Origin of the sequence: Branchiibius hedensis (genome assembly GCF_900108585.1) — a bacterium.
Taxonomy (GTDB): domain Bacteria; phylum Actinomycetota; class Actinomycetes; order Actinomycetales; family Dermatophilaceae; genus Branchiibius; species Branchiibius hedensis.
Genome location: NZ_UESZ01000001.1, coordinates 1,540,241 through 1,562,892, shown reverse-complemented (window position 1 = coordinate 1,562,892; position 22,652 = coordinate 1,540,241). Strand labels below are relative to the sequence as shown.

23 protein-coding genes are annotated in these 22,652 nt (G+C 67.5%); 17 read left to right on the top strand and 6 right to left on the bottom strand.

Features of this window, described 5'->3' with window-relative positions; genetic code table 11:
• Positions 1-24 precede the first annotated feature (24 nt).
• The gene (gene priA, locus DR843_RS07610) at positions 25-762 is read left to right on the top strand and encodes a bifunctional 1-(5-phosphoribosyl)-5-((5-phosphoribosylamino)methylideneamino)imidazole-4-carboxamide isomerase/phosphoribosylanthranilate isomerase PriA (protein WP_109684812.1); all 738 of its coding nucleotides are present in this window, start codon (positions 25-27) and stop codon (positions 760-762) included.
• The gene (locus DR843_RS07605) at positions 759-1,484 is read left to right on the top strand and encodes an SseB family protein (RefSeq protein ID WP_109684811.1); all 726 of its coding nucleotides are present in this window, start codon (positions 759-761) and stop codon (positions 1,482-1,484) included. Before priA ends, DR843_RS07605 begins: the two co-directional genes overlap by 4 nt.
• Here the strand turns inward: DR843_RS07605 and DR843_RS07600 are convergent.
• The 5 genes from DR843_RS07600 to DR843_RS07585 all read right to left on the bottom strand — a co-directional run bounded on the left by DR843_RS07600 (position 1,441) and on the right by DR843_RS07585 (position 6,808).
• Positions 1,441-2,544 (bottom strand): 1-acyl-sn-glycerol-3-phosphate acyltransferase, encoded by a 1,104-nt coding sequence (locus DR843_RS07600; RefSeq protein ID WP_109684810.1) that lies wholly within the window; start codon positions 2,542-2,544, stop codon positions 1,441-1,443. The two genes, DR843_RS07605 and DR843_RS07600, sit on opposite strands and share 44 nt — an antisense overlap.
• Positions 2,541-3,398 (bottom strand): patatin-like phospholipase family protein, encoded by an 858-nt coding sequence (locus DR843_RS07595; protein WP_109684809.1) that lies wholly within the window; start codon positions 3,396-3,398, stop codon positions 2,541-2,543. The genes DR843_RS07600 and DR843_RS07595 overlap by 4 nt, the downstream gene beginning before the upstream one ends.
• An 8-nt stretch (positions 3,399-3,406) precedes the next feature.
• A complete protein-coding gene (gene lpdA, locus DR843_RS07590; protein ID WP_109684808.1) occupies positions 3,407-4,807 on the bottom strand; it encodes a dihydrolipoyl dehydrogenase in 1,401 nt (466 codons plus the stop codon).
• Between the two features lie 49 nt (positions 4,808-4,856).
• A complete protein-coding gene (locus DR843_RS20010) occupies positions 4,857-5,021 on the bottom strand; it encodes a hypothetical protein (RefSeq protein WP_170119776.1) in 165 nt (54 codons plus the stop codon).
• A 209-nt stretch (positions 5,022-5,230) separates the two neighbouring features.
• Positions 5,231-6,808 carry a catalase gene (locus DR843_RS07585; RefSeq protein WP_109684807.1) on the bottom strand — a complete coding sequence of 526 codons (1,578 nt, stop codon included), beginning with the start codon at positions 6,806-6,808 and terminating at the stop codon, positions 5,231-5,233.
• Between the two features lie 199 nt (positions 6,809-7,007).
• On the opposite strand from DR843_RS07585, the gene DR843_RS07580 reads away from it, so the two are divergent.
• Positions 7,008-8,201: an MFS transporter gene (locus DR843_RS07580; RefSeq protein WP_109688717.1), complete on the top strand. Its 1,194-nt coding sequence runs from the start codon at positions 7,008-7,010 to the stop codon at positions 8,199-8,201.
• A gap of 66 nt (positions 8,202-8,267) precedes the next feature.
• On the opposite strand, the gene DR843_RS07575 is transcribed toward DR843_RS07580, so the two are convergent.
• On the bottom strand, positions 8,268-8,858 hold the full coding sequence (locus tag DR843_RS07575) for a PadR family transcriptional regulator (RefSeq protein ID WP_109684806.1): 591 nt from the start codon (positions 8,856-8,858) through the stop codon (positions 8,268-8,270).
• A gap of 16 nt (positions 8,859-8,874) precedes the next feature.
• On the opposite strand from DR843_RS07575, the gene DR843_RS07570 reads away from it, so the two are divergent.
• From DR843_RS07570 to argR, 14 genes are all read left to right on the top strand, one after another.
• Complete coding sequence (locus DR843_RS07570) at positions 8,875-9,681, top strand: alpha/beta fold hydrolase (protein WP_109684805.1); 807 nt, start codon at positions 8,875-8,877, stop codon at positions 9,679-9,681.
• A 31-nt stretch (positions 9,682-9,712) separates the two neighbouring features.
• Positions 9,713-10,945 (top strand): winged helix-turn-helix domain-containing protein, encoded by a 1,233-nt coding sequence (locus DR843_RS07565; RefSeq protein ID WP_245934054.1) that lies wholly within the window; start codon positions 9,713-9,715, stop codon positions 10,943-10,945.
• A gap of 235 nt (positions 10,946-11,180) precedes the next feature.
• Positions 11,181-11,744 carry a translation initiation factor IF-3 gene (infC, locus tag DR843_RS07560; protein WP_245934053.1) on the top strand — a complete coding sequence of 188 codons (564 nt, stop codon included), beginning with the start codon at positions 11,181-11,183 and terminating at the stop codon, positions 11,742-11,744.
• Positions 11,745-11,831: 87 nt separating this feature from the next.
• Positions 11,832-12,026, top strand: coding sequence for a 50S ribosomal protein L35 (gene rpmI / locus DR843_RS07555; protein ID WP_109684804.1), 195 nt, complete (start codon positions 11,832-11,834; stop codon positions 12,024-12,026).
• Positions 12,027-12,059: 33 nt separating this feature from the next.
• Positions 12,060-12,434, top strand: coding sequence for a 50S ribosomal protein L20 (gene rplT / locus DR843_RS07550; RefSeq protein ID WP_109684803.1), 375 nt, complete (start codon positions 12,060-12,062; stop codon positions 12,432-12,434).
• Positions 12,435-12,469: 35 nt separating this feature from the next.
• Positions 12,470-13,273 (top strand): TrmH family RNA methyltransferase, encoded by an 804-nt coding sequence (locus DR843_RS07545; protein WP_109684802.1) that lies wholly within the window; start codon positions 12,470-12,472, stop codon positions 13,271-13,273.
• A gap of 11 nt (positions 13,274-13,284) precedes the next feature.
• Positions 13,285-14,379 carry a phenylalanine--tRNA ligase subunit alpha gene (locus DR843_RS07540; RefSeq protein ID WP_109684801.1) on the top strand — a complete coding sequence of 365 codons (1,095 nt, stop codon included), beginning with the start codon at positions 13,285-13,287 and terminating at the stop codon, positions 14,377-14,379.
• Positions 14,379-16,901: a phenylalanine--tRNA ligase subunit beta gene (pheT, locus tag DR843_RS07535; protein ID WP_109684800.1), complete on the top strand. Its 2,523-nt coding sequence runs from the start codon at positions 14,379-14,381 to the stop codon at positions 16,899-16,901. The genes DR843_RS07540 and pheT overlap by 1 nt, the downstream gene beginning before the upstream one ends.
• Positions 16,902-16,931: 30 nt before the next feature.
• A complete protein-coding gene (gene argC, locus DR843_RS07530; protein ID WP_109684799.1) occupies positions 16,932-17,978 on the top strand; it encodes an N-acetyl-gamma-glutamyl-phosphate reductase in 1,047 nt (348 codons plus the stop codon).
• Positions 17,975-19,126 carry a bifunctional glutamate N-acetyltransferase/amino-acid acetyltransferase ArgJ gene (gene argJ / locus DR843_RS07525; RefSeq protein WP_109684798.1) on the top strand — a complete coding sequence of 384 codons (1,152 nt, stop codon included), beginning with the start codon at positions 17,975-17,977 and terminating at the stop codon, positions 19,124-19,126. Before argC ends, argJ begins: the two co-directional genes overlap by 4 nt.
• Positions 19,123-20,040, top strand: a complete 918-nt coding sequence (gene argB, locus DR843_RS07520; protein WP_109684797.1) for an acetylglutamate kinase — start codon at positions 19,123-19,125, stop codon at positions 20,038-20,040. Before argJ ends, argB begins: the two co-directional genes overlap by 4 nt.
• Positions 20,033-21,223, top strand: coding sequence for an acetylornithine transaminase (locus DR843_RS07515; protein WP_109684796.1), 1,191 nt, complete (start codon positions 20,033-20,035; stop codon positions 21,221-21,223). The genes argB and DR843_RS07515 overlap by 8 nt, the downstream gene beginning before the upstream one ends.
• Positions 21,223-22,155 carry an ornithine carbamoyltransferase gene (gene argF / locus DR843_RS07510; protein ID WP_109684795.1) on the top strand — a complete coding sequence of 311 codons (933 nt, stop codon included), beginning with the start codon at positions 21,223-21,225 and terminating at the stop codon, positions 22,153-22,155. Before DR843_RS07515 ends, argF begins: the two co-directional genes overlap by 1 nt.
• Positions 22,152-22,646: an arginine repressor gene (gene argR, locus DR843_RS07505; protein ID WP_109684794.1), complete on the top strand. Its 495-nt coding sequence runs from the start codon at positions 22,152-22,154 to the stop codon at positions 22,644-22,646. Before argF ends, argR begins: the two co-directional genes overlap by 4 nt.
• The last annotated feature ends 6 nt before the right edge of the window (positions 22,647-22,652 follow it).

Here is a 22,652-nt window from a genome sequence, read left to right as displayed (position 1 = left end):
TCATCGTCACGTTCGGAAGGACCCATTGTGAGTGAGGCACGCCTCGAGTTGCTGCCGGCGGTCGATGTCGCCGGCGGCCAGGCCGTCCAGCTGGTGCAGGGGGTGGCCGGCACCGGTGGCCAGTTCGGCGACCCATGGGAGGCGGCGAAGGCGTGGCAGGACCAGGGTGCCGAATGGCTGCACCTGGTTGACCTCGACGCGGCGTTCGGGCGGGGCAGCAACGCACCGTTGCTCGCCGACATCGTCGGACGCCTCGACATCAAGGTCGAGATGTCCGGTGGCATCCGGGACCAGGAGACCCTCGAGCGGGCGTTGGCCACCGGATGCCGGCGGGTCAACCTGGGCACAGCCGCTCTGGAGGACCCGGAGTGGACCGCGGCCGCGATCGCCCAGTACGGCGACCGGATCGCCGTCGGCCTCGACGTGCGGGGTACGACACTGGCGGCGCGGGGCTGGACCAAGGAAGGTGGCGATCTGTGGGAGACCCTGGCCCGGCTGGACAGCGAGGGCTGCGCTCGGTACGTCGTCACCGACGTCGCCAAGGACGGCATGCTTCAAGGGCCGAATATCTCTCTACTGCAACAGGTTTGCGACCGAACGGACCGACCGGTGGTGGCCTCCGGCGGCGTGTCCACCCTCGCGGACATCGAAGCATTGCGAGCGATGGTTCCTGCTGGGGTCGAGGGGGCGATCATCGGGTCGGCGCTCTACCGCGGCGCGTTCGGCCTGCCCGAAGCTCTCGACCTCGCGGGCCGCCCGTGACTGATTCGGCCGGGCTGCCCTGGGGCGGCCGCGAGGTCACCGACACCGGCTTCGGTGCGGACGACGGCTCGGCGGATCCTGCCCTTCGGGCGTCGCTGACCCAGGATGAGCGCTGCTGGATGAGCGCCCTGGCTGACGCCCGGGTGTTGGTCCCGGTGGTGGCGACCGAAGAAGGTCGCGATGAGCACGGCGGCGATAAGGCCGCGTCGATGGCGACGGTCATCGTGCAGGGCCCGCAGGGGGAGCGGGCATTGCCCGTCTTCACCGGGCTGGACTCGCTGGCGGCGTGGAGCAGCGACGCGCGGCCCTCGCCGGTGTTGGCTCCTGTCGCGGCCCGGGCTGCGATCAGTGAGCAGTGCGATGTGCTGGTCGTCGATCCCGGCACCGCGACACAGGTGGTCGTTCGACCCAGCATGCTGTGGGCTCTTGCGCAGCAACAGGATTGGCTGCCAGCCCATGCGGACCCGTTCGTGGCCGAGAAGGTTCGGGTCGCCGTACGTGATCTCGATGCGGTTGTCGATGTGACCCTCGAGGACGGCTCCGACGTCGGACCGGGCGTGCTGCGGTTGGGGATCGTTCTTGCGCCGGGTCTGACCCAGGAGCAGGTGCAGAAGGTGGCCACCACGATCGGCGAGCGATTGGCCACCGACGGTGAGGTGCGAGCGCGGATCGACGGGCTTACGTTCGCTTTGCGCGCCGCGACGACGCCCGCAACTGAGTGAGGAATGACCGCGTGGTGATCTGCTCGGTATAGAGCGGGCGTTCGCCCGGTGTCGCCGGGTGGTGACTGATCTGCCGGGACCAGTCGTCCAACTCGCCCCACTCGTCGTAGAGGTAGTCCTTCAGCGCCGCTCCGGTGGGCACCGGACGACGCTCGGTGAAGCGGACGTGCGCGGGTTCCCGCAGGGGGATCGCGGCCCAGACCGCCTTGAGGGTGTGTAGGTCCTCTACGCCCGCGTGCCAGATGCAGATCACCCGCAGACCTGGCACGGCGTCGATGAAGTTGGCCGCGGCGCCGACCCGCGGCGTCAAGACGGTGGGGTGGCGTTCCAACCAGGCGACGCGCATCGCGGCCTCGGGATCGTCACTGGCGCGGTCACTTTCGATCGCCGCCGCGTGCCGGGCCGGCGTCCAGTTCTGGCCCTCCGGGAAGACCATCGCACCATCGTGCGGACCCATGGATGCGCAGAACGCCGTGAGCGAGGCTTTGCGCTGCGCGGCCGGTGTGCCCTTGGGCGGCAGGAAGTAGCCATCGAGACGGTGGATGATCAGATCGATCGCCGGATCCCACATCAGGAAGCGTTTGAGCACCACACGCGGTGCCCGGTGCAACTCGTGCGAGATGAGCCAGGCGATGAGCAGCGAGTCGCCCGGTCCTGCGTGCCGCGCGAGGAAGAGCACCGGTTCGTCGTCGTAGAGGGGCTGGGTCAGGTCGGTGGCGGCAACGCGGAAGCCCACCACTCGTTGCGCAACGCGCACGTATCTGTCCAGGGTGTCGCCGAGCAGGCGGATGTGATCGGTGCGCCAGGTGGCCGGGTCGCTGCGACCGAACCTGCGCAGGAGCCACAGCCGCCAGCACCCCAAGGTGATGAACAGGTCGAGACCGATCAGTCCGGTGGCCATGATGCACAGCCGGATTGCTTTGCGGGCGAAGGGAAACATGCCCAGCAGGACCATCAGGCCGCTGAAGGCTCCGATGATGATGAGGAAGGCGATCTCCAGCAGCATGATCAACGGCTGGAACGTGCGACGGACCGGCGTCGGCGCAACGGGCAGGTTCATCGCTCCTGCTCGAGATAGCTCAACGCAGCACGGTGGGCCGCATCGATGCGGCCGGTGACGAATTCGGTGTTCAGGTGTAGCAGGGACACCATCGGCGCGTCGTCCGTGCCGGAGGGCATGACGTGCAACTCGATGTCGGCCGGAGTCTCGGCGATTTCCTCCATGTAGCGGTGCCGACGGGCGATCTCGAACGCGACGGTGCCGACCTCCCAGGGCCACTCCGGCGGTTCCAGTGGCTGCTCGACCCGGCCGACGTGCAGCACGTAGATGCGGGTGGCGCCCAGCGCGATGGCCCGCCCGATCGGGATGGAGTGCACCAACCCGCCGTCGTAGTAGTGCTCATCCCCGATCCGGAAGGGCGGGAAGAGTCCGGGCACCGAGCACGAAGCCATGACGGCCTCCGCCAACGGTCCACTGGTAAACCACTGCGCCACAGCGCGTTCCACTGATGCAGCCACGCACTGGAATGGCAGTTCCAGGTTGTCGAAGGTCTGCGTCGGCAGCGTCGATCGCAGCATCCGCAGGAACGGCCCCGCTGGATAGAGGTAGGACGGTCGGCGCAGGCCGATCCGGCGGCGACCGAATCGGCGCGGGCGTTCCGCACCGGGGTCGGTCGGAGCGACCGTGCGGAAGTCGCGCAGGCTGCGCGCGCTGGACAGGCGCACCCAGTGCTCCGCCAACGCGTCGAGGGTCTCGACGGTGGGCGAGAAGGCGATGTGTGCCCCGTTGATCGCACCGATGCTGGTGCCGACGACCAGATCGGGGTGTACGCCGCTCTCCAGCAGAGCGCGCATCCCACCGATCTGGGTCGCTCCCAACAGACCGCCCCCGCCGAGGACGAAGGCCGTCTTCATGTGCCGGACTACAGGTTGATCATGTGGCCGACGATGCCTTCGACGGCCTCCTTGACCGACTCACCCAGCGTGGGGTGGGCGAAGACGTTGCGGGCCACCTCGTCGGCGGTCAGATCCCAGCGCTGAGCCAGGGTGAGCACCGGCAGGAGTTCGGTGACGTCCGGCCCGATCAGGTGCGCGCCGAGGAACTCGTTGTGCTTGGCGTCGGCGACGATCTTGACGAATCCGACTGCCTCGCCGAGGCCTTGGGCCTTGCCGTTGGCGGAGAACGGGAACTGCGCGGTCTTCACGTCGTACCCCAGGTCCTTGGCCTGCGCCTCGGTGTACCCGAAGGAGGCCACCTGCGGCTGGCAGTACGTCGCGCGCGGGATCATCACGTACTCCAACGGCATGGTCTCCGCGCCCGCGATCGTCTCGGCGGCGACGACACCCTGCGCTTCGGCGGTGTGCGCCAGCATCAACTTGCCCGTGACGTCGCCGATCGCGTAGACGTCGGGGACGTTGGTGCGGCAGTAGTCGTCGATCTCGATCGCTTTGCGTTCGGTGATCTTGACCCCGGTGTTCTCCAGGCCGTAGCCGGTCAGGCGCGGTGCGAAACCGATGGCCTGCAACACCTTGTCGGCCTCGAGCACCTTCTGCTCGCCGCCGTCGGCGGGGGAGACGGTCACCTTGACGCTGGAGCCGGTGTCTTCGATCGACTCGACCTTGGTCTTGGTCAGGACCTTCACGCCGAGCTTCTTGTAGTGCTTGGCCAGTTCCTTGGACACGTCGGCGTCCTCGGTGGGCACCATCCGGTCGAGGAATTCCACGATGGTGACGTCAACGCCGAAGTTCTTCATGACGTAGGCGAATTCGACGCCGATGGCACCGGATCCGGCGATGATGATCGACTTCGGCAGGACCGGGTCGAGGATCTGCTCTTCGTAGGTGACGACCCGCTCGGACAGTTCGGTGCCGGGGATCAGTCGGGTCGTGGCGCCGGTCGCGATGATGATCTTGTCGCCGGTGATGGTGTCGGTGCTGCCGTCGTTGAAGTTGACCTCGATGGTCTTGGCGTCCTTGAAGGTGCCCCAGCCGTCGATCTCGGTGATCTTGTTCTTCTTCATCAGGTAGTGCACGCCCTTGACGATGCCGGCCGACACCTGGCGGCTGCGGGCATGCGTGGGCTCGTAGGACATCGACGCATCACCGGTGATGCCGAACTTGTCCTTCTCGCTGGTCAGGATGTGCGACAACTCCGCGTTGCGCAGCAATGCCTTCGAGGGGATGCACCCGACGTTGAGACAGACACCACCCCAGTACTTCTTCTCGATCACTGCAGCCTTCAGGCCCAGTTGACTGGCACGGATGGCGGCGACATACCCGCCAGGTCCGGCTCCCAGGACGACGACGTCAAAGTGTTGTGCCACGGTTTCGACTCTATCCAGTTGCGGTGCGTGCGCGGAATCGGGTCCGCCTTCAGATCGCGGGGCGCCCTTCGGTGGCCAGCTCGGCTTCCCGGCGCATCGGGCGGAAGGTGAAGGTCGAGTCGCGGTCGTTTCGCGGGTGGCTGATCAGCGTGCGCCGGTGCGTGCGGTGCAGTAGCGCGGAAGTGGTCGACCGGACGACGGGGGAGGTGCCCATGGTGGTTCCTTTGCGTTCGTGCGGAGGCTTACTCCGGTTTTAACGGAGGGCGTCTCCGGATAATTCCCGACCCCGGAAGATTTCTTGTCGCAAGCACACGGCGAGGGGTACGTCGACCCCTCAGTCGACGTACCCCTCGCGTTTTCTAGGGACATGAGAACGGCAGACGGGTACGCCGGTCGGCGTACCCGTCTGCCGGTGGTGGGTACTCAGTGCGCGGCGTTCGAGGCGTCTTCCTTGATCGGGTCGTTGTCCTTGGCGGCGTCGGCTTCGCCACCAGGGTTCGGCGCCTTCGAGTCGGCTTTGACCTTGGCTTCGATCGCAGCGCCGGTGTCGGCGTCGACGTTCTTCCAGTAGTCGAACGCCTTCTCCAGCACCGGTGACTTCACGCCGCCCAGTAGGTGGCCGGCGACAGTGTCGACGAAGGCGGCACGCTGCTCGTCGTTCCACACCTCGCGCACAAGGGCGCCGGCCTGGCTGTAGTCGTCGTCGTCGCGGCGCAGGGTGTACGCCGCGCGGACCATGGCGCCGTCGGTTTCCCAGCCGTCCTCGACCTCACCGACCACATCGGCGTACCCACGGCCGGCACTGTTGGGGGCGTAGACCGGGTCGTTGCCGCTGTGCTCGTAGGCCATCGGACCGTCGAAGGTGTACGTGTTGAGGTTCTCCACCCGCGGCTGGTTGACCGGCAACTGCAGGTAGTTGGGGCCGATCCGGTAGCGGTGGGTGTCGGAGTAGGCGAACGCGCGCCCGAGCAGCATCTTGTCGGGGGAGAAGCCGATGCCCGGGACGATCGCGGAGGGTTCGAAGGCCGCTTGCTCGATCTGGGCGAAGAAGTTGTCCGGGTTCTTGTTCAGGGTCATCGTGCCGACCTTGATCAACGGATAGTCGCTGTGCGGCCAGATCTTGGTCAGGTCGAACGGGTTGAGGTGGTAGTCCTTGGCGTCCTCGTACGGCATCGCCTGGATCGACAGGGTCCAACTGGGGAAGTCACCGGCGTCGATCGCCTCGCGTAGGTCGCGACGGTGGAAGTCGGCGTCCTCACCGGCGATCCGGGTCGCGTCCTGTCCGGTCAAGCCTTCGACACCCTGGTCGGAGTGGAAGTGGTACTTGACCCAGTGCTTCTCGCCGGCCTCGTTGATCCACAAGTAGGTGTGCGAGCCGTAGCCGTTCATGTGCCGGTAGCTCGTGGGGATACCGCGGTCGCCCATCAGGTAGGTCACCTGGTGCGCCGACTCCGGGTTCAGCGTCCAGAAGTCCCACTGCATGTGGTTGTCGCGCAGACCCGACCCGCCGAGCCGCTTCTGGGAGCGGATGAAGTGCGGGAACTTCATCGTGTCGCGGATGAAGAAGACCGGGGTGTTGTTGCCGACCAGGTCGTAGTTGCCTTCGGTGGTGTAGAACTTCAACGCGAAACCGCGCGGGTCGCGCCAGGTGTCCGGCGAACCCTGCTCGCCGGCAACGGTGGAGAAACGCGCCAGCATGTCGGTCTTGGTGCCCTTCTGGAAGAGCGCCGCCTTGGTGTACTTGCTGACGTCTTCGGTGGTCTCGAAGACGCCGAACGCACCGGAACCCTTCGCGTGCACGTTCCGCTCCGGGACGCGCTCGCGGTTGAAGTGCGCCATCTGGTTCAGGAAGTGCACGTCGTGCAACAGGATCGGACCGTCGTTGCCGATCGTGAGGGAGTTGCGGTCACTGACAGCGGGTGCGCCGGTGTCCGTGGTGGAGCCCAGGTTCGCCTCTGGGCTGGGCGCGGTTTCGATGGACGTCTTGGTGCTGTCCGACATTTCGGATCTCCTTGCGCTCGAGTGATTCCAACCAATCGCGCAGTCTGGAATCATTCAAGACAGCCCTACCTAACTCTTCCCCCCTAACGGGTGGCTGGCGTGGATGTCGGTGCCGGCGGGAATGATCCCAGGTGATCCACTGTTCCGCATCCTGGAAAACAGTTGCACATCGAAGTTTCGAAATGGAAGTATGACCGTCATGTCCCTGCAGCCCTACCAGAGCGTCCTGTCCATCCGGGACGCTCGCCGCGTGTTGTTGCTGGGATTCCTGCTGCGGATGCCGATCTTCAGCGCCGGCATCATCCTGACCCTGCACGTCGTGACCCACCTCGGTCACAGCTACGCCGACGCGGGTCTGGTCGCGGCCGCGGCGACGATCGCCATTGCGATCTCCGGCCCGTGGCGTGGTCGGCTGCTGGACCGGATGGGGCTGCGCCGGGTGCTGGTGCCGTCGATGATCGTCAGTGCGGTCTGCTGGTCGATCGCACCGTTCGTCGGCTACGTCCCGCTGCTGGTGCTGGCCGTGATCGGCGGGTTGTTCGTGGTTCCGACGTTCTCGATCATCCGCCAGGGCGTGATTGCGGCCGTTCCCGACGACCAGCGCCGCACGGCGTTGTCGCTGGACGGTATGTCGGTGGAGTTGGCCTTCATGGTGGGTCCGGTCATCGTGGTCTGGCTGACCACCTTCCTGCCCACCTCCTGGGTGCTGTTCGGGATCGAGATGCTCGGCGTCGTACTCGCTGCGCTTCTGTGGTGGGCCAACCCGGCTCTTCGTTCGGCCGAGGTCGACGAGTCCGAGGTGGGTGCCACCAGCCGCCGCTCGTGGTTCAAGGTCCCGTTTGTCGCGATCTGCCTGGCAGCCACCGCCTCGACGATTGTGCTCGGCGGGTCCGACGTGGCGATCGTTGCGGCCATGCGGCACTGGGATGCCGTATCGCAGTTGGCCGTCGTGCTGATCCCCTGGAGCTTCGGATCGCTGGTCGGCGGCCTGGTCTACGGCGCGATGTCGCGCGGGTTCTCCCCGTTCATCCTGCTGCTGATGTTGGCGCTCACGACCGTGCCGATGGCGTTCGCGCCGAACATGTGGGTATTCGCCATCCTCGCGGTGTTCTCCGGGTTGTTCTGCGCGCCGACGATCACCGCCACGGTGGATGCGGTCAGTCGAGTCGTTCCCGCGGTGGCGCGTGGCGAGGCAATGGGCTGGCACGGCTCCTTCATGACCGCTGGCTCGGCGCTGGGTGCACCGCTGGCCGGAGTCGCCATCGACGCGGGTGGCTTCGGCGCCGGCCTGCTGTTGGTGTCGGCCATCGGCGCGGCGATCGCCGTGGGCGGCGGCGCTGCGATGCTGGCCCGCTCGCGGGTGCTGCGCTCACGCCACGCGCTCGTCGCCTGACCGCCACCACGCGCAGCCAGCTTTGGTAGCGGATGCCCCTGTCTCAGCCCGAAAATGGGGCAGCCGTTACCAAACCGCCGGCAGAGTCGCCCCGTCCAGCGCCGCCAACAGCCCGTCGCACCACTCGATCCGGCCGCGTCGGAAGATGATCCCGGCCTGCACGGTCGCGTAACTGGCGAAGTCCGGATGCGCCGGGTCCGCGCTGTGTCCATCGACCGCGATCTCCTGCGCGATGGCGGTGTAGTACGCCAGCCGCTCGACGCTGTCAGCCCGGGCCTGCTGGAGGAGCGCGGTCGCTGCAGCACGATCCACCGTCCACAGCGAATGCACCCGCAGCAGCAGGGGATCGCGGTCATCGTGGGCTTCGGGTGTCGTCCCCACCCACGTCGTCAACGCCCGCCGACCCGCTGCGGTCAGCGAATACCGCTTCGTGTCCCGCGGACCAGCGCCGGCGATGACTCGGTGCCGGATCAACCCGTGCTCGTCGAGCTGACGCAACGCGCCGTAGATCTGGCTGTGCTGCCACGTCCAGTAGAAGCTGATCGTGCGCTGCATCCGCTGCGACAGGTCGTAGCCGGTCCCGGGCGCACGCGCGAGCATCCCGAGGAGGGCATGCCCCAACAAAGAGGTCGATCCTCTCGCGCGCTGATCCTCCATATGTCAATCTTGACATATGCGCAGGCTCTGGACGTTGATCCTCACCCTCACCCTCGGGTTGGTCGCCGGGTGCGGGTCCCCGAGCGGCGCACCATCCAGTTCGTCCACCGCTGCAGCCATCACGACATCGTCGGCTTCCTCGAGTTCGGCTGCGGCCGTGACGAATCCGGCGCAACGGTGCGGAGTGACCACGAAGAGCCCGTCGGCAGCGACACGGCTTCCAGTCGCCGGTGGTGACCTGTCCGTTGCGTCGGTCGGGACAGGCGGGCGAGTGGGGATCCTCTTGCACCAGTCCGACGGTGACCTGTGTCAGTGGTGGCCGTACGCCGCCCGCTGGGCCACCGGCGACGTCCGGCTGATCGTTGTCGACCAGTGCGGATTCGGGCCGTCGAACTGCACAGCGACACCACGACAACAGGTGGCTGCGCTGGTCGCGTACGCCCGGCGCAGCCCCACGACGTCGGTGACGCTGGTGGGCGCTTCCATGGGTGGCACGATCGCTCTGGCCGAGGGACAGGACGCGGGCGCGAGCGCCATCGTCGACCTGTCCGGGCCACCCACGTGGTACGACGAGACACCCGCCGAGCAGGCCGCCGCGCGCACCACGATCCCGCTGCTGATCGCGTGCAGCAAAACCGACTCCGACACCTCACCCAGCACACTGCAGGCCGCGGTCAAGAAGTCGGCCGCCAAGCCCGCGTTCTTCACCGACGATCAGCGCGGGCACGGCGTCGACATGCTGACCAGTCTCGACGGCCAGCCGACCCCGCTGGCAGCCCTGGTGCGCGACTGGATCTCCGGTGATCGGCGTACGTCGATCTGAGGCTGTCAGGGGTCGGCGTTACGTTGACGGGGTGAGCGGTGAGATCTCGTTGGCCCAGGCGCGACGGATCGCCCTGGCGGCCCAGGGATTTCTGGACAAGCCGCACGCCGCGCCGACCATGCGCACGCTGGAACGAACGGTTGCACGCACCGGTGTGCTGCAGATCGACTCGGTCAACGTGCTGGCCCGCGCGCATCTGATGCCGCTGTTCTCCCGGATGGGTCCCTACGACACCCGGCTGCTGCACCGGGCGACGTCGAGCTCGCCGCGGCGCCTGGTGGAGTACTGGGCGCATTGCGCCGCCTATATGCCGGTTGACCTGTGGCCGCTGATGCAGCACCGGATGGCCCGCTACCGCGCGAAGGGGTCGCGGGTCGAGCGCGAGCAGCCCGATCTGCTCAAACAGGTGCTCTACCGGATCCGGACCGAAGGCGCGGCCACTCCACGACAGCTCGACGACGGCAGCGAACGCAGCAAGGAGAATTGGGGTTGGAACTGGTCGGCCACCCAGGAGGCGCTGGACTATCTGTGGATCACCGGTGAGCTGGCGGTCGCCGAGCGCAACGCCCAGTTCGAGCGCATCTTCGACCTGCCCGAGCGGGTCATCCCACCCACCGTTCTCAACCAGTCGACGCCGAGCGACGCGCAGGCGCACCGCGAGCTGATCCGCCGTGCCGCCCGATCCCTGGGCGTCGCAACCGAGCTCACACTGCAGGACTACTACCGGATGCACCACACCCAGACCAAGCCGGCCATCGCGGCGTTGGTGGCGTCCGGCGAGTTGCAACCGGTGCGCGTCGAGGGCTGGAAGCAACCGGCCTATCTGGATCCGCAGGCCCGCGTCCCGCGCCGGGTGAGCGCGCAAGCGCTGCTCAGCCCGTTCGACCCGGTCGTCTGGTACCGCCCGCGCAGTGCGGCGCTCTTCGATTTCCACTACCGCATCGAGATCTACACCCCGGCTGCCAAGCGCGTGCACGGTTACTACGTGCTGCCCTTCCTGCTCGGTGACCGGATCGCGGCACGGGTCGACCTGAAGGCGGACCGGCGCGCGGGCCGGCTCCTGGTTCACGCGGCGTACGCCGAGCCGAGCGCCCCAGCGCACACCGCCGACGCGTTGGCTCAGGAGTTGCACCGACTGGCTCGTTGGCTGGGTCTGGACGAGGTGACGATCGCGTCGCGCGGCGATCTTGCGGCACCGCTGCAGGCGATGATTTCAGCGCAGGGGGCCCTCGCTGGTAACCTTGAGTCACCGACCGGTGCGTAAGCATCGGTGTGCAAGAGAAGTCCCGAACTTCCACCTGAGTCGACAGGCATGTTGCCAGGTCCGGTGCGAGCAGCAGTGCGCCCCTCGGCGTACCTGATGTTTGCATGCTTTTGGGCTCCTCGCGCACTCCGGTGACGAGGAGCCTTTCTTCGTCTCTGGGCGGAACATCGCGAACGACGAAGGAGTAGACATCAGCGTCGAGCCTCGTATTAACGACCGCATCCGGGTTCCCGAGGTGCGGTTGGTTGGGCCGAACGGCGAACAGGTCGGCATCGTCCGTGTGGAAGATGCGCTGCGCCTGGCCGCGGAAGCAGATCTCGACCTGGTCGAGGTCGCCCCGATGGCAAAGCCTCCCGTTGCCAAACTCATGGACTACGGCAAGTTCAAGTACGAAGCCGCAGTCAAGGCACGGGAAGCCCGCAAGAACCAGGTCAACACGGTCATCAAGGAGATCAAACTCCGGCCGAAGATCGACCCGCACGACTACGGCACCAAGAAGGGTCACGTCGAGCGGTTCCTCTCCGCCGGTGACAAGGTCAAGGTGACGATCATGTTCCGCGGTCGCGAGCAGTCCCGCCCCGAGTTGGGTTTCCGGTTGCTGCAGAAGCTGGCCGAGGACGTTGCGGACCTGGGCTTTGTCGAGAGTTCGCCCAAGCAGGACGGACGCAACATGGTGATGGTGCTGGGTCCGACCAAGAAGAAGGCCGAGGCCCGCGCGGAGAACCGCCGCCGTCGCGAACAGCACGAATCGGCGTCCACCCCGGACACCGCCTCGAGCGAGCAGAACCAACCGGCCTGAGCCGGACAGACCTCCCGACCCCGGTCGGTAGACACACACCGCAGCCCACCGGCTGCGAGTTAGCACGAGCCAGAAGGAGATCGGCCCATGCCGAAGAACAAGACGCACAGCGGTGCGAAGAAGCGGTTCCGGGTCACCGGTTCCGGCAAGATCATGCGCCAGCGCGCTCGCCACGTGCACAAGTTCCAGGAGCGCAGCAGCAGCGACGCTCGCCGGTTGGTCAACGACGTTGTCGTCGCACCGGCCGACACCAAGGCCGTCAAGCGTCTGCTCGGCAAGTAATCCCGATCTTTACCAGCTAGAAGGAGTACTCACGTGGCACGCGTGAAGCGGGCGGTCAACGCCCAGAAGAAGCGCCGGACAGTCCTGGAGCAGGCCAGCGGTTACCGCGGTCAGCGCTCGCGGCTCTACCGCAAGGCCAAGGAGCAGGTCACCCACTCGATGGGTTACAGCTACCGCGACCGCCGGGCGCGCAAGGGCGACTTCCGTCGTCTGTGGATCCAGCGCATCAACGCTGGCGCCCGCGCCAACGGCATCACCTACAACCGGTTCATCCAGGGTCTGAAGGCCGCCGAGATCGAGGTCGACCGTCGCATGCTGGCCGAGCTGGCCGTCAACGACGCCCCGGCGTTCGCCGCGCTGGTCGAGATCGCCAAGGCCAACGTTCCGGCCACCGCGCCGGCTGCCTGAGCCTGCAGTTCTCTTTTCGAACGCCGGCCCACCCCGTGCTGACCAACCCCCGTGCTGAGCGGGTGCGGTCGGTCCGGGCGCTGGGCCGGCGTTCGGCACGTGAGCGGGCCGGTCGGTTCGTCGTCGAAGGCCCGCAGGCCGTCCGTGAGTTGCTCGCGTTCGCGCCGGAGAGCGTGCTCGAGGTGTACGTCGATTCCAGCGTCCCCGAGCGCACCGCCGAGTTCCGCGCGGCGCCCCTGACCGTCCCGCTGCACGAATGCAGCACCGAAGTCTTCGCTGCTCTGGTCGACACCACCCACCCGCAGGGGATCCTCGCGGCGGCCCGGCCGATCGACGTACCCCTCTCGGACGCGCTCGCCGCCGACGGCGGGTTCGTCGTCGTGCTGTCCAACGTGCGCGACCCCGGTAACGCCGGCACGGTCATCCGCGGCGCTGACGCTGCGGGCGCCGCCGCGGTCATCGTCAGCGACGCCAGCGTGGACATCTACAACCCCAAGGTGGTTCGCTCGACCGCCGGGTCGCTGTGGCATCTGCCGATCAGCATCGGACACCCCGTCGAGTCGATCATCGACGCCTGCCGCGACGCCGGGCTGCGGGTGCTGGCCGCGGATGGTGCCGGTGAGGTGCTGCTGCCGGATGCCGATCTCACCGGCCGGCATGCGTGGCTGATGGGCAACGAAGCCTGGGGTCTGCCGCAGGAAGTCCGCGACCAGTGCGATGCGGTGGTGCGGGTGCCGATCTACGGTCACGCCGAATCCCTGAACCTCGCGATGGCGGCCACGGTGTGTATGTACGCCAGCGCTGATACTCAGCGGCGAGGCACCTCGGCGGTTCCGTAGACTGGCTGATCGTGTCCGGTCCCAATACTTCTTACGACCCGGTCGAGGTCTCCGTGCTTGATCCTGCAGCGATCGACGAGGCGGTGTCGGCCGCGCTGACGGCGACCGCCGCGGCCAGCAGCCTCGACGATCTCAAGGCAGTGCGCACGGCGCACGCCGGTGACAAGTCGCCGCTCGCGCTGGCCAACCGGGAGATCGGTGCGCTGCCCCCGACGGCCAAAGCCGAAGCCGGTAAGCGGGTCGGGCAAGCCCGCGGTCGGGTGGGTCAGGCCCTCAAGGAGCGGCAGGCCGAGCTCGAGGAAGAGCGCGACCAGCGGATCCTGATCGACGAGGCCGTCGACATGACCCTGGTGCCGCACCGCGAGCCGCTTGGTCACCGGCACCCGATCGAGCTCATGGGCACCCGGATCGCCGACATCATGGTCGGGATGGGCTGGGAGATCGCCGAAGGCCCGGAGATCGAAGCCGAATGGTTCAACTTCGACGCACTGAACTTCGACGTCGACCATCCGGCCCGCCAGATGCAGGACACCTTCTACGTCGACCCGCCGTCGGCTGGTCTGGTGCTGCGAACCCACACCTCACCGATCCAGGCGCGCGCCATGCTGGAGCGGGGCGCACCGCTGTACGTCGCCTGCATCGGCCGGGTCTTCCGCACCGACGAACTCGACGCCACCCACATGCCGGCCTTCCACCAGGTCGAGGGCCTGGCGGTCGACGAGGGCATCACGATGGCCCACCTCAAGGGCACCCTGGACCGTTTGGCCAGCGAACTCTTCGGGGAGGGCATCACGACCCGCCTGCGCCCGTCGTACTTCCCCTTCACCGAGCCGAGCGCCGAGATGGACCTGCGCTGCTTCGTGTGCCGGGGCACCGACCCGGACTGCCGGGCGTGCAGCGGCACCGGCTGGATCGAATGGGGTGGCTGCGGCATGGTCAACCAGAACGTCCTGCGCGCGTGCGGTATCGACACCGACCGGTTCAGCGGGTTCGCCTTCGGGATGGGTGTGGACCGGGCGCTGATGTTCCGCACGGGGGTGGCGGACATGCGCGAAATGATCGAGGGAGACGTGCGCTTCGACGCGCAGTTCGGGATGGAGATCTGATGCGGGTTCCGCTCGATTGGCTGGGGGAGTACGTCGATCTGGCACCGGGAGTGCGCGGCGCGGACGTCGCTGCTGCCCTGGTGAAGGTCGGCCTGGAGGAAGAGGGTTTGCACGGCGGCGACCTGACCGGCCCGTTAGTGGTCGGCAAGGTCCTCACCCAGGACCCCGAGCCGCAGAAGAACGGCAAGGTCATCAACTGGTGCACCGTCGACGTCGGCGATGCCAACGGGACGGGTGAGCCGCAGGGCATCGTCTGTGGTGCACACAACTTCGGCGTCGGCGACTTCGTGGTCGTCGTGTTGCCCGGCGCGGTGCTGCCGGGTGGTTTCGCGATCGCCGCCCGCAAGACCTACGGCCACGTCTCGGCCGGAATGATCTGTGCCGCAGACGAACTCGGCCTTCCCGACGACGGCTCCGGTGGCATCATCCAACTGGCTGAGCGGCTGCCCGGTGTGGACCTGACGCCTGGTCAGGACGCCATCGCGTTGCTCGGGTTGGACCGTGAGACCGTCGAGATCAACGTGACGCCGGACCGTGGCTACTGTTTCAGCCTGCGCGGTGTGGCCCGGGAGTATTCGCACGCGACCGGCGCGAAGTTCACCGATCCGGTCACTGCACTCGCGCAGCGCGCCCCGGCGGCGGGTGGCGCAGGCTTTCCGGTCCGGTTGGCGGATGACGCTCCGATCCGCGACCGCGTCGGATGCAGCCGGTACGTCGCGCGGATCGTCCGCGGCATCGACCCCTCCGCGCCGTCCCCGGCCTGGCTGGCGACCCGACTCACGGAGGCCGGTATGCGGCCGATCTCGCTCCCGGTCGACGTCACCAACTACGTCATGCTCGCCCTGGGTCAGCCGCTGCACGCATTCGACCTGGCAACCCTGAACGGCGGCATCACCGTGCGGCGTGCCGCACCCGGTGAAACGCTCAAGACTCTCGATGGCGTCGAGCGGAAGTTGTTCGAAGAAGACCTGGTCATCGCCGACGATCAGCGCGCAATCGCGATCGCCGGGACGATGGGCGGCGAGGCGACCGAGGTCACCGATGCGACCACCGACATCCTGATCGAGGCTGCGCGCTTCGACCAGACGACGGTCGCGCGGTCGGCCCGTCGGCACAAGCTGCCCTCGGAGGCCGCTAAGCGCTTCGAGCGCGGGGTGGATCCGGAAATTGCTGCTGCGGCAGCACAATTCGCGGTGGAACTCCTCGTCGAGGACGGCGGTGGCCGAGTCGATGACGGCGTCACCGACGTGGAGTTGCCGTTGCCGCAGGTCGTCATCGACTTCGACCCAGCCGACGCCGGACGACTCGTCGGGGTGCCGTACCCGGCCACCGACGTGATCGACGTACTGCGCGAGATCGGATGCACGGTCGATGGGTCCGGCGACACGTTGCACGTGACGCCGCCCTCGTGGCGGCCGGACCTGACCACCGGGCCGGATCTGATCGAAGAGGTCGCCAGGATCCGCGGCTACGAGCAGATCCCCTCGATCCTGCCCACCCCACCCGGCGGTCGCGGCCTGACACACGGCCAGCAGGTGCGCCGCCTGGTCGCCAACGTGCTCGCAGCCCGCGGGTTCGACGAAGTGTGGTCCGCGCCGTTCGTCGGCGACGACGTCCACGAAGCGTTCGGTTGGGATCCGGAGCAGGCGCGTGCCCGCACCGTCGCGCTGGTCAACCCGCTGTCGGACGAGCAGCCGCTCTTCCGGATCAGTCTGCTGACCACGATGGTGGACGTCCTACGCCGGAACGTTTCCCGTGGGTTCTCCGATGTCGCGCTCTTCGAGATCGGGCTGGTTGCCGCCATCGACGGACCGCTCACCCAGGCCCCGTACAGCCCGGTCGGTGTCCACCCCTGCGATGAGGCCCTAGCCGCGATCCGCGGTTCGGTACCGCCGCAGCCGCGGCACCTGGCCTTCCTGCTCACCGGCAACCGCACGCCCGCGGGCTGGACCGGCGCGGGGCGCCCTGCGGACTGGACCGACACCCTGGAGACCGTGCAGGCCATCGGCGAAGCGCTGGCCGTTCCGTTGACTGTCACGCCCGAAGCGACCGCGCCGTTCCACCCGGGGCGCAGCGGCCGTGTCACGGCGGCCGACGGGACCTTCGTCGGCCATGTCGGTGAGCTGCACCCCAAGACGCTGCAACGGCTCGGCCTGCCGCCGCGAGTCGTGGGGGGTCAGCTGCTGCTGGACGAGCTCATCCGCCTCAGCGAGGCAACTCCCCAGGCGACCGCGCTGTCGGTGATGCCGATGGCCGATTCCGACGTTGCGTTGCTCGTGGACGCTGCAGTGCCGGCCGCAGCGGTCGAGACCGCCCTGCGGAAAGGGGCCGGCGAGCTGCTCGAGTCGATCGAGTTGTTTGACGTCTACGAGGGGGAGCGGATCGAAGCGGGCAAGAAGTCCCTGGCCTACCGGCTGGTCTTCCGGGCGCCGGATCGCACCCTGAAGACCGAGGAGGTCAACGCCTTCCGCGACGCAGCGGTCGCACGGGCGGCTGATGCGGTCGGCGCCGTTCAGCGGTAGCTGCATGAAACTGCATGAATGTGTATAGTCATGCAGGTGTTTTCAGTCGCCGTAGCAGGAGCCAGCGGATACGCCGGCGGTGAGATCCTGCGTCTCCTCCTGGCCCATCCGCAGGTGCGCATTGGTGCGCTGACCGCTGGATCCTCGACTGGTTCACGCCTGGGCGACTTGCAACCGCACCTGGCCCCGCTGGCGGATGTCGTTCTGCAGGAGACGACTCCGCCGGTCCTTGCCGGTCATGACGTGGTCTTCCTGGCTCTTCCGCACGGCACATCGGCCGCGGTTGCTGAGCAGTTGCCCGACACCGTCGTCATCGACGCCGGCGCCGACTTCCGGCTGACCGACGCCGCTGCCTGGGAGCAGTTCTATGGCTCGCCGCACGCCGGGTCCTGGCCCTACGGTCTGCCTGAGTTGCCGACCGGACCGGACACCCAGCAGCGCGCCGCCCTGCAGGGAGCGCGTCGGATCGCCGTACCCGGGTGCTACCCGACGGGGACCTCGTTGGCGTTGGCGCCCGCGTTCGCGGCGGGTCTTGTTGCACCTCGCGATGTGGTGATCGTTGCGGCCAGCGGCACCTCTGGTGCCGGCAAGTCCCTCAAACCGCACCTGCTCGGCGCGGAGGTGATGGGCTCGATGAGCCCGTACGGCGTGGGCGGGGTCCATCGGCACACTCCCGAGATCGAGCAGAACCTCTCACTCGCCGCCGGGCAGCCGGTTTCTGTCTCCTTCACTCCGACGCTCGCGCCGATGCCGCGGGGGATCCTCGCGACGTGTTCGGCGCCGCTGGCGGACGGCGTCGGTCTGGCTCAGGTGCGTGAGGTCTACGAAAAGGCCTACGGCAGCGAAGCGTTCGTACACCTGCTGCCCGAGGGTCAGTGGCCGACCTCGGGTGCGGTGCTCGGCTCGAACAACGTCCAGCTCCAGGTTGCCGTGGATGACCGGGTCGGCCGGTTGGTCGTCATCAGCGCCATCGACAACCTGACCAAAGGTACGGCGGGTGGTGCCGTCCAGAGCATGAACCTCGCCCTTGGTCTCGAGGAGACCCTGGGCCTTCCAACGACGGGAGTCGCACCGTGAGTGTTACTGCAGCACAAGGGTTCCGGGCCAGCGGGGTGACGGCCGGTCTCAAGCCCAGCGGCAAGCCGGATGTCGCGCTCGTCGTCAACGACGGCCCTGATCATCACGCTGCCGCGGTCTTCACCAGCAACCGGGTGTGTGCGGCACCGGTGACCTGGAGCAAGCAGGTGGTCTCCGACGGCCGGGTCGATGCCGTGGTGCTGAATTCCGGTGGTGCGAATGCAATCACCGGCGGCCAGGGGTTCCTGGACACGCACCGCACGGCTGAGTTGGTGGCCGAGGTCACGGGTCTGTCGGCAGGTGACGTCGTGGTCTGCTCAACCGGGTTGATCGGGGAGCTGCTGCCGATGCCGAAGCTTTCAGCCGGCATCCAGGTGGCGGCCCAGAAGCTGACGGCAGACGGCGGCGCGGCCGCCGCTGAAGCGATCATCACGACTGATACACACGCGAAAACGTCTGTGGTGCAGGGCGATGGCTGGGTCGTCGGCGGCATGGCCAAAGGGGCCGGGATGTTGGCGCCGGCCTTGGCGACGATGCTCGTGGTGATCACCACGGATGCGGTGGTCGACGACGAGGTGCTGGACGGCGTACTGCGATCAGCCACGCACGTGACGTTCGACCGGATCGATTCCGACGGCTGCCAGTCGACCAACGACACGGTGCTGCTGATGGCGTCCGGGGCGAGCGGCGTGCGACCGACGACCGATGCTCTGGCGACGGCCGTGACCCAGTGCTGCGCCGACCTGGCCCGGCAACTCATCGGCGACGCAGAGGGGGCGGCGCACGACATCGCCATTGAAGTGCGCACCGCAGCCAGCGAGGCCGACGCACTCGAAGTAGCGCGGGCGATCGCTCGCAACAACCTGTTCAAGTGCGCGATCTTCGGGCGGGACCCGAACTGGGGCCGGGTCCTCGCGGCGGTCGGCACGACCAAGGCGGCCTTCGTGCCCGAGCAGTTGGCCGTGAGCATGAACGGGGTGCAGGTGTGCCGGGATGGGGGAGTGGGCGACGACCGCTCGCTGGTCGACCTGTCCGGGCGAGAGGTGCATCTGGCCGTCGATCTCAACGCCGGGGCCGAGACCGTGACCGTGTGGACCAACGACCTGACGCACGACTACGTGCACGAGAACTCGGCGTACAGCACATGAGCGCCCAGCGCCCACCCACCGATCTGAGCGTCGCAGCCGGCAAGGCGGCGACGCTGGTCGAAGCCTTGCCGTGGTTGCAGCGGTTCCAGGACGCCCTGGTCGTGGTGAAGTACGGCGGTAACGCCATGACCGATGACGCCCTCAAAGCCGCGTTCGCCCAGGACGTCGCCTTCATGCGGTACGCCGGTCTGCGCGTGGTCGTGGTGCATGGCGGTGGACCCCAGATCCAGGCGATGCTCGACCGGGTCGGCCTGGTCTCCGAGTTCAAGGGTGGTTTGCGAGTCACCACGCCGGAGACGATGGAGATCGTCCGGATGGTGCTGACCGGGCAGGTGTCGCGGGAACTCATCAACCTGATCAATGCGCACGGGGCCTTGGCGGTCGGCTTGTCCGGTGAGGACGGGTCACTGTTCGGGGCCCGCCGACGCGGTGCGCTGGTCGACGGCGAGACCGTCGACATCGGTCTGGTCGGTGACGTGGTCACGGTCAACCCCGCTGCCGTGCGAGACCTGTTGAAGGCCGGGCGGATCCCGGTGGTGTCCTCGATCGCACCGGACCTGGATCACGAAGGCGATGTGCTCAACGTGAACGCCGACACTGCGGCCAGTGCTCTGGCAGTGGCGCTTGGTGCGCACAAGTTGGTCGTGCTGACCGACGTCGAGGGGGTCTATGACAACTGGCCCGATCGTGACTCCTTGCTGTCCTCGTTGCCGGTTGACCGGGCGGAACAGCTTCTGCAACGGGTGGATTCGGGGATGGTGCCCAAGTTGGAGGCCTGCGTCCGCGCGATCCGCGGTGGTGTACCCCAGGCGCACGTCATCGACGGCCGCGCGCCCCACTCACTGCTGCTGGAAGTCTTCACCGATGCCGGTATCGGCACCATGGTGCTCCCCGAGGAGGGAATCGATGACTGATCACTTGACCAATAGCGACCTACTCGATCGCTACCAGGCCAGCGTGCTCGGCGTCTTCGGCCGCCCGCCGCTGGTGCTCAGCCACGGATCGGGCTGCTACGTGTGGGATGTCCAAGGGAACAAGTATCTGGACCTGGTCGGTGGGATCGCCGTCAGCGCCCTCGGACACGGCCACCCCGGGTTGGTCAGCGCCATCTCGAAACAGGCCGGTGAGGCGCTGCATGTGTCCAACCTGTTCACGTCACCGGGTCAGATCGCGCTGGCCGAACGGCTCCTTGACCTCACTGCGGCACCGGACGGCTCGAAGGTCTTCTTCGCCAACTCCGGTGCCGAGGCGATTGAAGCCGCTATCAAGCTCAGCCGGCGCACTGGTCGCACCGGCATCGTCGCGGCCGAAGGGGCCTTCCACGGTCGGACCACGGGGGCGTTGGCGTTGACCTACAAGGCGGCGTACCGGGAGCCGTTCGAACCACTCATCGCCGGCGTGTCCCACGTGCCCTACGGGCACATCGAGGCACTGCGCGCAGCGGTCACCGAGCAGACCGGGGCCGTCATTCTGGAGCCGATCCAAGGGGAGGCCGGTGTCATCGCACCCGATGCCGGCTATCTGCGGGCCGCCCGTGAAATCACCACCGCCACAGGCGCATTGCTGATCGTCGACGAGATCCAGAGCGGCGTCGGTCGTACCGGCCGGTGGTTCGGCTACCAGCACGAAGACATTCGTCCGGACGCGATCACCCTGGCCAAGGGCCTCGGGGGCGGCGTGCCGATCGGGGCAATGGTCACCTTCGGTTCAGCGGTGTCAGACCTGCTCACCGTCGGACAGCACGGCACGACGTTCGGCGGCAACCCGCTCGCCGCCGCGGCTGGGCTCGCGGTCCTGGAAACCATCGAGGAGCAGGACCTGCTCGGCAACGCGCAGCGGATGGGTGACTACCTGGCGCAGCAGGTGACTGCCCTTGGACACCCGCTGATCACCGGTGTGCGTGGCGCGGGTTTGTTGCGGGCGATCACCCTGGCCGATCCGGTCTCGGCACAGGTGGCCCAGCGCGCCCGCGACCACGGCATCATCATCAATCCGGTGGCCCCGGACGCCCTGCGACTCGTGCCGCCCCTGATCATCGCAACCAGCGAGATCGACGAATTCGTCGGTCTACTGCCGACTCTGTTGGAGGTGGCGTGATGGTGCGGCACTTCCTACGCGACGACGACATCACGGCGGCCGAACAAGCCCAGATCCTCACGCGCGCAGCGGAACTGAAGAAGAACCGCTTCGCCAGTCAGGTCCTGGACGGACCCCGTTCGGTGGCGTTGATCTTCGACAAGCCGACCCTGCGGACCCAGCTGTCGTTCAGCACCGGTGTCGTTGAGCTCGGCGGCTACCCCATGATCGTCGACGGCAACCTGGCCCAGATCGGCACCCGCGAATCCATCCCCGACGTGGCTCGCGTGATCGGCCGCCAAGTATCGGCCATCGTGTGGCGCACCTACGCCCAGGAGCGCCTGGAGCAGCTGGGGCAGTTCGTCGACGTCCCGGTCGTCAACGCGCTGACCGACGACTTCCACCCCTGTCAGATCCTCGCCGATCTGTTCACCATCACCGAGCACAAGGGGTCGTTGCCCGGCCTCACGATGACGTACGTCGGGGACTGCGCCAACAACATGGCCAACTCCTACCTGCTTGGTGGCGCCCTGGCCGGTGTGCACGTGCGGCTGGCCGGGCCCGCGAGCCACCAGCCGGACGCCGGGATCGTCTCTCGTGCAGAAGGACTGGCGCTGTCGACGGGCGGCAGTGTGCAGGTCGGGACTGATGCCGTCGCTGCGGTCACCGGCGCCGACGTGGTCATCACCGACACCTGGGTGTCGATGGGGATGGAGTCCGAGGCCAGTGAGCGGAAGGGGACCGACTCGCCGTTCACGCCGTACGCCCTGACCGCCGACCTGATGACGTACGCCGCGCCGGACGCCATCGCGATGCACTGCCTGCCGGCCTACCGCGGGTTCGAGATCGACGCAGCAGTGATCGATGGCCCCCAGTCGGTTGTCTGGGATGAGGCCGAGAACCGGTTGCACGCACAGAAGGCGCTGCTGGAGTTCTTGGTGGAGCAGGGATGATCGTCGCGACGCGCACCGGCCGCCAGCAACGGATCGCCCAGATCATCGCCAGCCAGATGATCCGGTCGCAGACCCAACTCGCCCAGCAACTGGCGCTGGATGGGGTCGAGGTCACCCAAGCGACCCTGTCCCGCGACCTGGTCGAGCTGGGTGCGGTCAAGGTACGCCGCGGCCGGGACCTCGTCTACGCCGTCCCCGGTGAGGGTGGTGACGCGGCCCCGCGCGCTGGAGGCGACGACATCGAGGCGCCCACGGATCGACTTCGCCGGGTCGCAGCCGAGTTGCTTGTCACCGCGGTCACCGCGACCAACCAGGTTGTTGTGCGCACCCCACCCGGCGCCGCGAGCTTCCTCGCCTCGGCGATCGACCACGCCGGGTTGCCGTCGGTGCTCGGCACGATCGCCGGCGATGACACCATCTTGATCATCACCGAGTCCAAGAGCGCTGCGACCCGACTGGTGCGCACGCTGCTCGAACTCGCGCAGCACTAGCAGTCC

Coding starts and splice junctions, on each gene's coding strand:
- DR843_RS07600 (WP_109684810.1), bottom strand. CDS start 2,544: ATGAACCTGCCCGTTGCGCCGACGCCGGTCCGTCGCACGTTCCAGCCG.
- DR843_RS07595 (WP_109684809.1), bottom strand. CDS start 3,398: ATGAAGACGGCCTTCGTCCTCGGCGGGGGCGGTCTGTTGGGAGCGACC.
- DR843_RS20010 (WP_170119776.1), bottom strand. CDS start 5,021: ATGGGCACCTCCCCCGTCGTCCGGTCGACCACTTCCGCGCTACTGCAC.
- DR843_RS07585 (WP_109684807.1), bottom strand. CDS start 6,808: ATGTCGGACAGCACCAAGACGTCCATCGAAACCGCGCCCAGCCCAGAG.
- DR843_RS07580 (WP_109688717.1), top strand. CDS start 7,008: ATGTCCCTGCAGCCCTACCAGAGCGTCCTGTCCATCCGGGACGCTCGC.
- DR843_RS07575 (WP_109684806.1), bottom strand. CDS start 8,858: ATGGAGGATCAGCGCGCGAGAGGATCGACCTCTTTGTTGGGGCATGCC.
- DR843_RS07570 (WP_109684805.1), top strand. CDS start 8,875: ATGCGCAGGCTCTGGACGTTGATCCTCACCCTCACCCTCGGGTTGGTC.
- rpmI (WP_109684804.1), top strand. CDS start 11,832: ATGCCGAAGAACAAGACGCACAGCGGTGCGAAGAAGCGGTTCCGGGTC.
- pheT (WP_109684800.1), top strand. CDS start 14,379: ATGCGGGTTCCGCTCGATTGGCTGGGGGAGTACGTCGATCTGGCACCG.
- argC (WP_109684799.1), top strand. CDS start 16,932: ATGCAGGTGTTTTCAGTCGCCGTAGCAGGAGCCAGCGGATACGCCGGC.
- argB (WP_109684797.1), top strand. CDS start 19,123: ATGAGCGCCCAGCGCCCACCCACCGATCTGAGCGTCGCAGCCGGCAAG.
- DR843_RS07515 (WP_109684796.1), top strand. CDS start 20,033: ATGACTGATCACTTGACCAATAGCGACCTACTCGATCGCTACCAGGCC.
- argF (WP_109684795.1), top strand. CDS start 21,223: ATGGTGCGGCACTTCCTACGCGACGACGACATCACGGCGGCCGAACAA.
- argR (WP_109684794.1), top strand. CDS start 22,152: ATGATCGTCGCGACGCGCACCGGCCGCCAGCAACGGATCGCCCAGATC.